Raw genomic sequence first — 13033 nt, 5'->3', positions numbered from 1 at the left:
GCAGGATAGCCGTGGTCATGGGGCGACAAGATCCATTGGGAGGACTCATGTTCAAGAAGCTTGCGATACTTCTGTCAGGCGCAATGCTAGCGCTAGCAATTCCCGCGGTGGCACAGGCCAAGACGTTCTACTGGATCTCGCACGGCACGTCGGCCGATCCGGTCTGGACCTACTTCCTCGCCGGCGCGCAGCAATGGGCGAAGGATACCGGCAACACGGTCAACACCTCCTTCCACCAGGGCAATGTCGCCTCGCACCAGGAAGCTGTGCGCGCGGCGATCGCGGCCAAGGCGGATGGCATCGTGACGACCAGCCCCGACCCGGGCAGCCTCGTCGAGGTGGCGAAGGAAGCCAATGCGGCGAAGATCCCGATCATCAACTTCAACACGCCCGATCCGTCGGCCAGCTTCGACGCCTATGTCGGCGGCGACAACGTCGTGTTCGGCCGCGCCTGGGCGCAGTACCTGGTCGACAAGGGCCTTGTGAAGAAGGGCGACTTCGTCTGGATGCCGGTCGAGATCCCGGGCGCCACCTATGGGGTGCAGGAAGAGGAAGGCATCAAGAGCGTGTTCGGGCCGCTCGGCATCAACTACGAGGTGACCGAGGCGACGCTCGACCAGGCCGAGGTCATCACCCGCATGGTCGACTACCTCACTGCCAACCGCGCCAAGGTCACGGCGATCATCGGTCTCGGCGACCTCGTCACCGGCTCGATCAAGCGCGTGTTCGACCAGGTCGGCGTCAAGCCGGGTGAAATCCCGGTCGTCGGCTGGGGCAATTCGCTCGACACCACCCAGGAAGTCCTGACCGGCTACGTCAATGCCGGCCAGTGGCAGGACCCGCAGGCGACCAGCTATGTCGCCCTTTCGCTGGCCAACATGGCGGCGAGCGGTATCCCGCCGGGCTTCAACGTCATCACGGGTGCCCTGTACGAGAAGGACACCGCCCAGCTCTACGACGACATTCTCTCGGGCAAGTAGGCCCTTCCGAGCGGACATCCGCGGCCCTGGCCGCGGATGTCCGACCCATCGACGGCGAGACCGCCCATGCGCGCGGCGCCGGCCTGCCTGTCCTCATGCCATTTCGGTCTGCTCGTGGAACAACGCTCGCTCATTCAGCGCTTCGTCGCGAAGCCCGAGTTCGGTCCCCTCGTCCTGCTGGTCGCGGAAATCGTGGTCTTCTGGTCGATCAACCCGGACTTTCTCTCGGCGCTCAACATCTCCAACACGCTGTCCTTCACCGTCGAACTGGGCCTGATCGCGCTCGCCATGACGCTGCTGATGACGGCAGGCGAATTCGACCTGTCCGTCGGCTCGGTCTTCGGCTTTGCGCCGGTGCTGATGTGGACCCTGTTCAATTCCGGCATCACGTCCCTCGAGGTCGCCTTCGTGATCGCGCTCGTCGTGGCGGCGCTGATCGGGCTCGCCAACGGCCTGTTCGTGACGCGGATCAAGATCTCCTCCTTCCTCGTCACGCTCGGCATGCTGCTGGTGGTGCGCGGCGTCGCGCTGTTCATCTCCGATGGCTTCCCGCAGCGGACCTGGAGCGCCGGCCAGCATTGGCTCGCCCAGGCGCTTGTCGGCGATTTCTATGTCGGACCCTTCCGCATCTACATGTCGCTGTTCTGGTTCATCGGCGTGGCACTGGTGCTCGGCTACGTGCTGACACAGACCAAGGCCGGCAACTGGATTCAGGCGACCGGTGGTAATCCCGGCGCGGCGCGGGCGCGCGGCGTCAACGTCAACCGTACCAAGGTGGCGCTGTTCATGCTGTCGGCGACGATGGCGTCCTTCGCCGGCGTGATCAGCTCGATCCGCACCTCCGCCGCCAATCCGAACAGCGGCGCCGGCTATGAGCTGGAGGTCATCGCCATGGTGGTGATCGGCGGCACGGCGCTTATGGGCGGTCGCGGCACCATCATCGGCACCGTGCTCGGCGTGTTCATCCTGCGCGTCATGCGCAACGGCATCGTCCTGATCGGCGTGCCCGGCCTCGCTTACAACATCTTCATCGGTGCGATCATCCTCGGCATGATGACGCTGCACTCCATCCTCGAGCGCCGCCACCACGCAGGAACCTGATCCATGACCGACCTCATCCGCATGGAGCGCGTTTCCAAGGCCTATGGCAGGATCCAGGCGCTCAAGGACGTCGACTTCACCGTCCAGGAGAACGAGATCGTCGGCCTGCTCGGCGACAATGGCGCCGGCAAGTCGACGCTGATCAAGGTGCTGTCCGGCGCCGTTCCGTCGACCAGCGGCGACATCTATGTCCGCGGCCAGAAGGTGAGCATCCGCTCGACGACGGACGCCATCGCCAACGGCATCGAGACGATCTACCAGGACTCGGCGCTGGTCACGCAGCTGTCGATCGCCCGCAACCTGTTCCTCGGGCGCGAGCCGGTCAAAGGCCCGCGCTTCCTGAACCGGCTCGATCATGCGGCAATGGATGCGGTAACCCGCGATCTGCTGAAACGCGTCGGCATCAGCAAGAACATCCCGCCCTCGACTCCGGTCGGCTCGCTGTCCGGCGGCGAGCGGCAGGCGGTGGCGATCGCGCGAGCCATGTATTTCGAGAGCGACCTGATCATCCTCGACGAGCCGACCAACAATCTCGGCGTCGCCGAGACCCAAGGCGTGCTCCGCTTCGTGCGCAATGCGCGCAAATCCGGACATTCCTGCATCTTCATCGCGCATAACATCCATCACGTGTTCCAGGTCGTGGACCGGATCGTGGTCATGCGCGGCGGCCGTGTCGTCGCCGACGACATCAATCCGAAGCAGTCCAGCGTCGAGGATGTCGAACGCATCATCACCGGCATGTCGGACGAAGAACTGGAGCGCGCGCTCGGCGCCAACGAGCACTGAGGTCTGGGCCCCTCCCCTCTGAGGCAGGGTCAAGACCGCCTCCACGGGCTCGGGAAGAGGTTCCTCGTCGGGCTTGTCGCGCGGCGTGGCCCTCGCCTCCTCGGCGACGACGGCGAGGTTGCGACAGGCGCTTTTGTTGGATCAGGCCCTTCGCATGTCGGCCATGAGGGAGCTGTGTCCCCAAGCTCTCCCTCAGGTAAGCGTGAGAGTTCTCCCGCCTCACCCCAGCTTCGCTAGGGCCTCGGCCGCCAGTTTTCGCACCAGTTCCCCCGCCGGCATGGGGCGGGCGAGCCGCGCCGCCTGTCCTGACCAGAGCGGCATGAAATCGCGCGATCCAACCGGTTCGGTCTCGGCCCGCAGCGGCGCCAGAGCGCCGCCGGCCAGCGGGAATTGCGGGGCATCCGAGGAAAACCGTCCGAGTTCGCGCATCAGCCGGTTGACGACGCCCCGCGCCGGACGGCCGGTAAAGACATTGGTGATCGCCGTCTCGTCGGCCTCGGCGGTCTCGAGTGCGCGGCGATGCTGCGGTGCAATCCTGGCCTCGGGCGACAGCAGGAAGGCGGTGCCGATCTGCACGGCCGAGGCGCCGAGTGCCAGGGCGGCGACGACGCCGCGCGCATCGGCGATCCCGCCCGCCGCGATCACCGGCAGACCGACGGCGTCCACCACCTGCGGCACCAGCGCGAAAGTACCGATCTGGCCGGAGATGTCCGAGGTCAGGAACATGCCGCGATGGCCGCCCGCCTCCGCCCCCTGGGCGATGATCGCATCGCACCCCTCCCCCTCCAGCCGGCGCGCTTCCGGCACCGTCGTGGCCGAGGCGATCACCCTGGCGCCGGTCGCCTTGACACGGTCGAGCAGCCGCCGTTCCGGCAGGCCGAAATGGAAGCTGACGATCTCCGGACGATGCGCCTCCACCACCGCGCAGAACGCGTCGTTGAACGGCTCGCGGTTCGACGGGGCGACCGGCATCGCCGGATCGAGGCCGAGCTCCCGATAATAGGGCGCGAGCCGCGCCCGCCAGGCCGCCTCGCGGGCGGGATCGGCGACCGGCGGCTGGTGGCAGAAGAAGTTGAGATTGACCGGTTTTTTCGTCGCCGCGCGAAAGCTGGCGAGGTCCTGTCCCGCCTGCTCCGGCGTGATCGTGGCCGAGGCCAGCGCGGCGAGGCCGCCGGCTTCGGCCACCGTGATCGCCAGCGCCGGCGTTCCGAAGCCGGCCATCGGCGCCAGCAGAATGGGATGCAGGATCCCGAACAGATCGAGGATGCGGCGATCCGGCCAGTTCGTCATGACGTGTTCTCTCCAGAGCCCGCGGTGCCAACAAGGAAGCATAGCATCGGGTCGCGGACCAGAAACATGCTCGAAGGTCACTCGAAATCCACCGCTACTCTGGTTTGGCCGGGCGCTTGCGCTAACATCGGCGCAAAGCAATTCGGGGGAAATGACGATGACGCGCGTGGTGGTGATCGGAGGCAGCGGCCATGTCGGTACCTATCTGGTGCCGAGGCTAGTCGAGGCCGGTTTCGAGGTGGTGAACGTGACCCGCGGCGCCCGCGCGCCCTATCAGCCGCATGCGGCGTGGCAGCAGGTCGAGACGGTCACGATCGATCGCGAAGCCCTGGACCGGGCGGGAACCTTCGGCGCGACGATCGCCGACCTGAAGCCCGACATCGTCATCGACATGATCTGCTTCACCATGCGAAGCGCGGAGCTGCTCGCCGACGCGCTCCGGGGGCGCGTACAGCATTTCCTGCATACCGGCACGATCTGGGTGCACGGACCCAGTGTCAGCGTGCCGACCACGGAGACGGCGAAGCGCCGCCCGTTCGGCGACTATGGGACGCAGAAGGCGGAAATCGAAGCCTATCTGCTGCAGGAGGCGCAGCGGAACGGCTTTCCGGTGACCATCGTGCATCCCGGCCATATCGTCGGCCGCGGCTGGGCGCCGCTCAATCCCGCCGGCCATTTCGACCCGGCGGTCTTTTCCGCGCTGGCGCGGGGCGACCAACTCCTGCTGCCGAATTTCGGCCTGGAGACGGTGCATCACGTCCACGCCGACGACGTGGCGCAGATGTTCATGAAGGCGATCGCCCATTGGAGCCAGGCGGTCGGCGAAGCCTTCCATACCGTCTCGCCCCAGGCCGTGACGCTGCGCGGCTATGCGGAGACAGTCTCCTCCTGGTTCGGCCACGAGGCGAACCTCGCCTATCTGCCCTGGGAGGAATGGAAGCTGCAGCACAGCGCGGAGATCGTCGAACAGACCTACGACCACATCGCCCATAGCCCCAGCTGCTCGATCGACAAGGCCCGCCACCACCTCGGCTACCAGCCGCGCTTCAGCTCGTTCGAAGCCGTGCGCGATTCGCTCGACTGGCTGATCGAACAGGGCATCGTCACCACCGGATGACCGGAAAGTGCATTACAGATGGCTCAGCTGGCATTTTGTATGCCGGCTAAGCATCAGCGCATGCGCTAAATAGTTGATTCAACACACCATAAGGTCAACATATCGACCAGAAGGGCGACGACTGCGAGACAGCCCTACCCCGAAGAGGCAGATTCGCTTGGGGATTCAAGGAACGCAGCGCAAGTGCCCTACGAAGAATTTTAGTCCTGCATAAATTCAGTCATTCGATTGACGCCGTCGCGACTTTGAACAATCTTGCCGCGTGGAGGCCGGGGAGTGAAACGCATGACGACAGGATGGCGGACACAATGAACCTTGAGCAACCGAACCTGGAGGCTGCCTCCTTCGACGACGCCATCGCCGTCGAGACGTCGCAACTGCCCGCATCCCGGCATTACCGTCGCGCCCGCCAGGATCGTGGCGCCGAAACGCGGCAGAAGCTGCTACTCGCCGCGCTCGATGTGTTCGGCCGCTACGGCTTCGAAGGCGCGGCGACGCGTGACATCGCCAAGCGGGCCGAAGCCAATCTCGCTGCCATCGTCTATCACTTCGGCAGCAAGGATGCGCTGCATCGCGCCGTCGCCGAATATGTTGTCGAGCAGATGTCGTCGCGGATGAGCGGCAGCATCGATCTGGCGGCCAAGGCGCTGGAAGGCGATGTCGATCGCCCGACCGCCCGCCGCCTGCTCCAGCAGATCGTCGATGCCAATATCAGCTCGATGCTGGGCGAGGCCGAGGCCGAGCTCTGGGGCCGCTTCATCATGCGCGAGCAGATGGAACCGTCCTCCGCCTTCGACGTCATCTATGACTACATGATGCGGGGCCAGGCCACGACTACGCACCTGGTCGCCATTTTGCTCGGGCTCGATCCGCGCTCGGAGGAAGCTTCGTTGCGCGCCTTCGCGATCAGCGGCCAGTTCGTCATCTTCTGCGTCGCTCGCCCGATGGTGGTGAAAAAGCTCGGACGGGATACGCTGGTCGAAGCGGACCACGAGGAGATCCGGCGGATCGTTGCCGGCAATATCGACAATCTGGTCGGAGAGACGCTGCAGCGCGAGGGATGACATGACGGCCGGCCGGGCGTTTCCGATCGTCGCGTTGTTGCTGCTGGCCGGATGCGGCAAGGGTGGCGACGCGGCGGTGTTGCACGGCTATGTCGATGCCGACTATGTGTTGGCCGGTGCCGAGAGTGGCGGCCGGCTGACAGGGCTTTCGGTCAAGCGCGGCGATCCGGTCACGGCAGGTGCCCTGCTCTTCACGCTCGACGACCGCGACGAGCAGGCGGCGCTGGCCGAGGCAAGGGCGCAACTGGAGCAGGGCAAGGCAAGCCTCGCCGATCTCCAGACCGGCAAGCGACCCGAGGAAATCCGCGTGCTGGATGCGCAGCTGGCCGACGCCGAGGCGTCGCTGACCGTGGCGCAGAAGACCTATGATCGCAATCGCGACCTTTCCACCCGCGCCGTCGTCGCCATCGCCACGCTCGACCAGTCAAAGGCGGATCTCGATTCGGCCGCAGCCCGCGTCCGGGCGGCGCAGGAAAACCGCGCTGTCGCCAATCTGGCGGCGCGGCCGGACCAGATCGCCGCCGCCGAACAGCAGGTCGAGGCGCTCGCGGCCGCTGTCCGATCGGCCGAGACGAAGCTGGCGCGTCGGACCCAGTCCGCCAGCGCCGGCGGCCGGATCGAGGAAGTCTTCTACCAGGTGGGCGAAGTAGTCCCCGCGGGCCAGGCGGTCGTCTCCCTGCTTCCGGACGGCGCGCGAAAAATCCTGTTCTTCGTGCCGGAGGCGACCCGCTCGACCGTCCGCCCCGGTCAGCGCGTCGGCATCGCCTGCGACAGCTGTGCCGCCGGCCTGGCGGCAACGGTCGCCAGCATCGCCACCGAAGCCGAATTCACGCCGCCGGTGATCTATTCGAAAGAAAGCCGCGCCAAGCTGGTCTATCGCGTCGAGGCGCGGCCGGAGGGCGAGGCCGCGAGGCTCGATCCGGGCCAGCCCGTCGACGTCCGGCTCGGGGCGGAGTAGCGCGGAAATGGCGGATGGCAGGCCCGAAAACGTCGTCATCGACATTCACGGCCTGACCAAGCGCTTCGGCGACAAGACCGTCGTCGATGACGTCTCGCTTGACGTGAGGCGCGGCGAGATCGTCGGCTTCCTCGGCCCCAACGGCTCCGGCAAGACCACGACCATCCGGATGATCTGCGGCCTGCTCCGGCCCGATGGCGGCAGCGGCACCTGCCTCGGCCTTGACATCCTGAGGGATGCCGACCGGATCAAGCGCCAGGTCGGCTACATGACTCAGCGCTTTTCCTACTATGAAGACCTGACGATCCGCGAGAACCTCGACTTCGTGGCACGGATCTATGACCTGCCCGACCGGGTGGCGGTGGTGAAGCGCACGCTCGAGCGGCTCGGCCTCTATCAGCGCCGTGACCAGCTGGCCGGTGCGCTGTCGGGCGGCTGGAAACAGCGGCTGGCGCTCGCCGCCTCGGTCATGCACCAGCCGAAGCTGCTGCTCCTCGACGAACCGACCGCCGGCGTCGACCCGCAGGCGCGGCGCGAGTTCTGGGACGAGATCCATGATCTCGCCACCGACGGCCTGACCGTGCTGGTCTCGACCCACTACATGGACGAGGCCGAGCGCTGCCACCGCATCATCTACATCGCCTATGGCAAGATCGTCGCCCGCGGCACGGTCGACGAGGTGATCCAAAGCTCCAGCCTCTCCACCATGATCGTCAGCGGTCGCGATGTCGGCGCCATCGCCAAGGCGGTGCGCGACCAGCCGGGCGTCGAGCAGGTGGCGCCGTTCGGCAATGACCTGCATGTCGTCGGCCCCGACCCGGCCCTGCTGAAGACGGCGGTCGAGGCGGCGCTGGCCGCGTCCGGATCGGACGCCGTCGCGACGGCAGGCGAGACCAGCCTGGAGGACGTGTTCATCCGTCTGATGCAGACCGCACAGGCCGCCGACCAGCCGGGGAATGGCAAAGCCAAGGGTGAAGCGTCACCATGAGCGCCGGCTTCTCGCTCTCCCGCGTCGCGGCGCTGATGGTGAAGGAATTCATCCAGATGCGGCGCGACCGGCTGACCTTCGCCATGATCATCGGCATTCCGATCATCCAGCTGGTGCTGTTCGGCTATGCGATCAATCTCGACCCGAAGCGGCTGCCGACGCTGATCGTCGCCGCCGACAGCGGGCCCGCCTCGCGCGCCATCGTCGCGGCGATGGAGGCTTCCGGCTATTTCCAGATCGCCCCGGGGCTCGCCAGCGAGGCAGAGGCGAACGAGGCTCTGATCGACGGTTCGGCGAGCTATGTCGTCACCGTGCCGGCCGGCTTCGAGCGCGATCTGGTGCGCGGCACGCGGCCGCAACTGCTCGTTGAGGCCGACGCCACCGATCCCGCTGCCACCACCAACGCGCTGGGCGCCCTGCCCCAGATCCTGGCGAGCGCGCTGAAGCGCGAACTCACAGGGCCGCTGACGACCCAGCAGAGCGTCCCGGCCGCCGTCGAGCTGGTGATCCAGCGCCGCTACAATCCGGAGGGCATCACCGCCTACAACATCGTGCCGGGCCTGCTCGGCACCATCCTGACCATGACGACCATCCTGATGACGGCCTTGGCGCTCACGCGCGAGATCGAGCGCGGCACGATGGAAAACCTGATGGCGATGCCGGCGACGCCGTTCGAGATCATGATCGGCAAGATCGTGCCCTACATCGGCTTCGGTCTCGTGCAGGTCGCCGTCATCCTCGTCTGCGCGCAGATCCTGTTCCATGTGCCGATGATGGGATCGTTCGCCGTGCTGCTCGGCGTTACCTTCCTGTTCATCGGCTGCAACGTGACGCTCGGCTATACGTTCTCGACGATCGCCCGCAACCAGATGCAGGCGATGCAGATGACCTTCTTCTGGTTCCTGCCGTCGATCCTGCTGTCAGGCTTCATGTTCCCGTTCCGCGGCATGCCGGACTGGGCGCAGGTGATCGGCAGCGCCCTGCCGATCACGCATTACATCCGCTCCGTGCGCGGCATCATGCTGAAGGGTAGCGGCCCGGCCGACCTCGTCGGCGAGATCTGGCCGCTCGTCGCCTTCTGGCTGGCGGTAGGCACGCTGGCGCTGTTCCGCTATCGTCGGACGCTCGACTGACGGGGCTGGGCCGCCGGCCTCAGGCCGCCAGTTCTTCCGGCTCGCTGCCGGGGGCGAGGCGCAGCCGGAGACCGTCGAGCTCGTCGGACATCAGCAGCTGGCAGGACAGGCGCGAGTTCGACTTGACGGCCATGGCGTCGTCGAGCCGCTCTTCCTCTTCATCCGTCATCGGGATCAGCCGGTCGATCCAGTCGGCATCGACATAGACATGACAGGTGGCGCAGGCGCAGGCGCCGCCGCATTCGGCCTTGATGCCGACATTCCAGTCGCGAATGACTTCCATCACCCGCCAGCCCTCGAGGGCTTCGAGCTCGTGCTCCTCGCCGGCATGGTCCGTGACGAAGATCTTCATGACGCTATCCCTATTCAACCGGCCTTGCCGTCGGCCGCCGCGCCCAGGGGCGCGTTCCGGCCGGCACTTCGCCATTGTCGGCGACGGGCTGCAAATATTCGGTCACTTCCGGCCAGCGACCATCCCGCAAACCCTTTAGCACAAGCGGATCGTCCGTCGAAAAGGCGTCGAAGCCGACCCGCTTCAGGAAGGGGATCTGGTCGAGGAAAAAGGCGCCGACGGCGCGCAGCTCGCCCTGAAATCCGTCCCGGTCGCGCAACAGCCGGCCGATCGAAAAAGCGCGGCCATCGGCGAACTTCGGCAGGTCCGCGGCCACCACGGCGAGGCGCGGCAAATCAGCGACGATGTCCGACCAGTCGGCGCCCGGCTCGATCACCACGCCGAGCGGCGCGTTGCGAGCGACCAGAACGTCGCGCTCGGCGCGGAAACGCGCGAGGCTGACGATCACGGCATCCGTGTCGGCGATCGGCTCGTCGTCGGCCACCCGCCGGAAGGCGTCGTCGACAAAGGATCCATTTTTCCAGAGGCTCATGTCAGATGCCGCTTCCGTCGTTCTCGAGACCTAGATGGATGCCGCATTCGGTCTTGTCCAGACCTCGCCAGCGGCCGGCCCGGGCATCCTCGCCCGGCTTCACCTTGGATGTGCAGGGCACGCAGCCGATCGAGGGATAGCCGGCGGCGACCAGAGGGTGCGGCGGCAGATCATGCTCAACCACATAGGCCTTGAGGTCGTCGACCGACCAGGTGGCGAGCGGATTGACCTTGATGCGGACCCCATCCTGCTCGAAGGACTGGATCGCCGCCCGGGTCGACGCCTGAAAGCGCTTGCGGCCGGTGAACCAGGCGTCGAAGCCCTCCATGGCGCGGGCCAACGGCTCCGTCTTGCGGATGCGGCAGCACGCGTCGGCATCCGTCATCCAGAGCGCCTTGTGCGGATCGGCGGCGGCGAGCTTCTCGGCATCCGGCTGGATCGTGCGCAGATCGGTCAGGCCGAGGCGATCGGCCAGCGCATCGCGATAAGCGAGTGTTTCTGGAAACAGACGCAGCGTATCCATGAACACGACCGGGATGGTGCGGTCGATCGAGGCGACGAGATGCAGCAGCACCGCCGATTCAGCGCCGAAGCTTGATACCAGCGCGATCCGGCCGGGAAAGATCTCGGTCAGCGCGCGCCGCACCAGCTCGCGGGCCGGCAGTCCGGCGAAGCGGGCATTGAGAACCGCCGCCTCCTGCAGGCCGGCGCTTTCGTGGTCGAAGCCGAAGGCGACCGGGTCAAGCCGTGCCATAGAGAGCTTCCTTGAAGGGTGCCTGGCCAAGGCGGCGATAGGCGGCAAGGAAGGTTTCGTCAGGGGTCTCACGGCGGGAAATGTAGGTATCGACCAGCGTCTCGACGGCATCGACGATTTCGTCGGTGGAGAAGCCGCGGCCGATGATCTCGCCGATTGACGAGTTCTCGTCGCCGGAGCCGCCGAGCGAGATCTGGTAGAATTCCTCGCCCTTCTTCTCGACGCCCAAGATGCCGATATGGCCGACATGGTGATGGCCGCAGGCGTTGATGCAGCCGGAGATCTTGATCTTCAGATCGCCGATGTCGCGTTGGCGGGCGATGTCGCCGAAGCGCTGCGAGATGCGCTGCGCGACCGGAATCGAGCGGGCATTGGCGAGCGCGCAATAGTCGAGGCCCGGGCAGGCGATGATGTCGGTGACGAGGCCGGCATTGGCGGTGGCGAGGCCCGACACCAGCAATTCGTCATAGATCGCCCTTAGGTCGCTCTTGGCTACATGCGGCAGGATCAGGTTCTGCTCGTGGCTGACGCGGATCTCGTCGAAGGCGAGACGCTCGGCGAGGTCTGCCACGAGGTCCATCTGCTCGGCCGTGGCGTCGCCCGGCGTGCCGCCGATCGGCTTCAGCGATATCGTCACCGAGACATGGCCCGGAACGCGGTGCGGATGCGTATTGCGCTGGACCCAGGCGTCGAATTCCGGATCCTTGGCCCGCTCGACCGCCAGCGCCGGGCTGGGCGGCAGCGGCTGCAGCGTATCGGGCGCCGCGAAATATTCGCGGATGCGCTCGACCTCGCCCTGCGGCAGCTTGAGCGCGCCGTGGCGAATGCGCTCCCACTCCTCTTCGACCTGGCGCGAGATCTCGTCGGCGCCCGTCTCGTGCACCAGGATCTTGATGCGGGCCTTGTACTTGTTGTCGCGACGGCCGTTCAGATTGTAGACGCGCAGGATCGCCTCCGAATAGGAGAGCAAGTCCTCCTCGGGGAGGAAGTCGCGAATCTTCTTGGCGATCATCGGCGTGCGGCCCTGACCGCCGCCGATATAGACGGCGAAACCGAGCCGGCCCGCGGCATCCTTCTTCAGATGCAGCCCGATGTCGTGCACCTGGATCGCGGCGCGGTCGCGCTCGGCGCCGGTGACGGCGACCTTGAACTTCCTCGGCAGGAAGACGAACTCCGGATGCAGCGACGACCATTGCCGCAGGATTTCGGCATAGGGGCGCGGATCGGCGACCTCGTCCTCGGCGGCGCCGGCGAAATGGTCCGCCGTCACGTTGCGGATGCAATTGCCCGAGGTCTGGATCGCGTGCATCTCGACCGAGGCGAGCTCGGCCAGCGCGTCGGGAATTTCGGAAAGCTTCGGCCAGTTGAACTGGATGTTCTGACGCGTGGTGAAATGGCCGTAGCCGCGATCATACTTCCGCGCCACATGCGCCAGCATCCGCATCTGCGCGCTGTTCAGCGTGCCATAGGGCACGGCGACGCGCAGCATGTAGGCGTGCAGCTGCAGATAGACGCCGTTCATCAGCCGCAGCGGCTTGAACTGGTCTTCCGTCAACTCGCCGGAGACACGGCGGCCGACCTGGTCGCGGAACTGGGCGACGCGGGCGGTCACGAACTCATGGTCGAACTCGTCGTAGCGATACATCACTCAACCTGCATACTTCGAAGGGCGGCGCGCTCGGCGATCTCGGCCACGCCATAGGTCACGGTCGGGCCGCCGGCGGCCCGGATCTTTTCGCGCAGGCGGACCGGCACGGGGACGCCAGCCTCGACCGTCGCCTCGATCTCGTAGGGATCAACGACGATCTGCGCCTCGTGCTGCGCCTTGGCGTGACGCAGAGCGTCCTCGAGCTCGGCATCCGGAATGACGCGCGCGTCGGCGAGCTGGTAGGACCAGCCGCCCTCGGCGGTCAGGAAAACGACGAGCCCGTCGCCGAGATGGTTCGCCGTGATGAGCTTGTCGGTCATTGCAATTCCC

The 13033-nt window shown here is 66.1% G+C and carries 14 protein-coding genes; 8 read left to right on the top strand and 6 right to left on the bottom strand.

Annotated features, from left to right (window positions below; genetic code table 11):
• The first annotated feature begins 47 nt into the window (after nucleotides 1–47).
• From G342_RS0100340 to G342_RS0100330, 3 genes are all read left to right on the top strand, one after another.
• Nucleotides 48–980 carry a substrate-binding domain-containing protein gene (locus G342_RS0100340; protein WP_026303969.1) on the top strand — a complete coding sequence of 311 codons (933 nt, stop codon included), beginning with the start codon at nucleotides 48–50 and terminating at the stop codon, nucleotides 978–980.
• Between the two features lie 114 nt (nucleotides 981–1094).
• Nucleotides 1095–2081 (top strand): ABC transporter permease, encoded by a 987-nt coding sequence (locus G342_RS0100335; RefSeq protein ID WP_026303968.1) that lies wholly within the window; start codon nucleotides 1095–1097, stop codon nucleotides 2079–2081.
• Between the two features lie 3 nt (nucleotides 2082–2084).
• The gene (locus tag G342_RS0100330) at nucleotides 2085–2867 is read left to right on the top strand and encodes an ATP-binding cassette domain-containing protein (RefSeq protein ID WP_018181101.1); all 783 of its coding nucleotides are present in this window, start codon (nucleotides 2085–2087) and stop codon (nucleotides 2865–2867) included.
• 219 nt (nucleotides 2868–3086) lie between these two features.
• Here the strand turns inward: G342_RS0100330 and G342_RS0100325 are convergent, their stop codons facing one another.
• Nucleotides 3087–4157 carry an NAD(P)H-dependent flavin oxidoreductase gene (locus G342_RS0100325; RefSeq protein WP_018181100.1) on the bottom strand — a complete coding sequence of 357 codons (1071 nt, stop codon included), beginning with the start codon at nucleotides 4155–4157 and terminating at the stop codon, nucleotides 3087–3089.
• Between the two features lie 157 nt (nucleotides 4158–4314).
• Here G342_RS0100325 and G342_RS0100320 point away from each other — a divergent pair, with 157 nt between their 5' ends.
• The 5 genes from G342_RS0100320 to G342_RS0100300 all read left to right on the top strand — a co-directional run bounded on the left by G342_RS0100320 (nucleotide 4315) and on the right by G342_RS0100300 (nucleotide 9417).
• Nucleotides 4315–5274, top strand: coding sequence for an NAD-dependent epimerase/dehydratase family protein (locus tag G342_RS0100320; protein ID WP_018181099.1), 960 nt, complete (start codon nucleotides 4315–4317; stop codon nucleotides 5272–5274).
• A 308-nt stretch (nucleotides 5275–5582) separates the two neighbouring features.
• Nucleotides 5583–6338, top strand: a complete 756-nt coding sequence (locus G342_RS22750; RefSeq protein WP_018181098.1) for a CerR family C-terminal domain-containing protein — start codon at nucleotides 5583–5585, stop codon at nucleotides 6336–6338.
• Between the two features lies 1 nt (nucleotide 6339).
• Nucleotides 6340–7296 carry an HlyD family secretion protein gene (locus G342_RS0100310; RefSeq protein WP_018181097.1) on the top strand — a complete coding sequence of 319 codons (957 nt, stop codon included), beginning with the start codon at nucleotides 6340–6342 and terminating at the stop codon, nucleotides 7294–7296.
• A 7-nt stretch (nucleotides 7297–7303) separates the two neighbouring features.
• Entirely contained in the window at nucleotides 7304–8284 is a 981-nt protein-coding gene (locus tag G342_RS0100305; protein WP_018181096.1) for an ABC transporter ATP-binding protein, read from the top strand.
• Nucleotides 8281–9417, top strand: coding sequence for an ABC transporter permease (locus tag G342_RS0100300; RefSeq protein WP_018181095.1), 1137 nt, complete (start codon nucleotides 8281–8283; stop codon nucleotides 9415–9417). The genes G342_RS0100305 and G342_RS0100300 overlap by 4 nt, the downstream gene beginning before the upstream one ends.
• A gap of 19 nt (nucleotides 9418–9436) precedes the next feature.
• Here G342_RS0100300 and G342_RS0100295 read toward each other — a convergent pair whose 3' ends face one another.
• From G342_RS0100295 to G342_RS0100275, 5 genes are read right to left on the bottom strand one after another with little or no spacing between them, the layout of a single operon-like run.
• Entirely contained in the window at nucleotides 9437–9769 is a 333-nt protein-coding gene (locus G342_RS0100295) for a 2Fe-2S iron-sulfur cluster-binding protein (protein WP_018181094.1), read from the bottom strand.
• Between the two features lie 10 nt (nucleotides 9770–9779).
• Complete coding sequence (locus G342_RS0100290; RefSeq protein ID WP_018181093.1) at nucleotides 9780–10301, bottom strand: DUF934 domain-containing protein; 522 nt, start codon at nucleotides 10299–10301, stop codon at nucleotides 9780–9782.
• A 1-nt stretch (nucleotide 10302) separates the two neighbouring features.
• Nucleotides 10303–11055 carry a phosphoadenylyl-sulfate reductase gene (locus tag G342_RS0100285; RefSeq protein ID WP_018181092.1) on the bottom strand — a complete coding sequence of 251 codons (753 nt, stop codon included), beginning with the start codon at nucleotides 11053–11055 and terminating at the stop codon, nucleotides 10303–10305.
• Complete coding sequence (locus G342_RS0100280) at nucleotides 11042–12700, bottom strand: nitrite/sulfite reductase (RefSeq protein ID WP_018181091.1); 1659 nt, start codon at nucleotides 12698–12700, stop codon at nucleotides 11042–11044. The genes G342_RS0100285 and G342_RS0100280 overlap by 14 nt, the downstream gene beginning before the upstream one ends.
• On the bottom strand, nucleotides 12700–13023 hold the full coding sequence (locus G342_RS0100275) for a DUF2849 domain-containing protein (protein WP_018181090.1): 324 nt from the start codon (nucleotides 13021–13023) through the stop codon (nucleotides 12700–12702). The genes G342_RS0100280 and G342_RS0100275 overlap by 1 nt, the downstream gene beginning before the upstream one ends.
• Nucleotides 13024–13033 lie beyond the last annotated feature (10 nt).

It is taken from the genome of Kaistia granuli DSM 23481 (genome assembly GCF_000380505.1).
GTDB classification, from domain to species: Bacteria; Pseudomonadota; Alphaproteobacteria; order Rhizobiales; family Kaistiaceae; genus Kaistia; species Kaistia granuli.
Note: the sequence above shows the minus strand (reverse complement) of the source record. Positions and strands in the feature narration are given on the sequence as shown.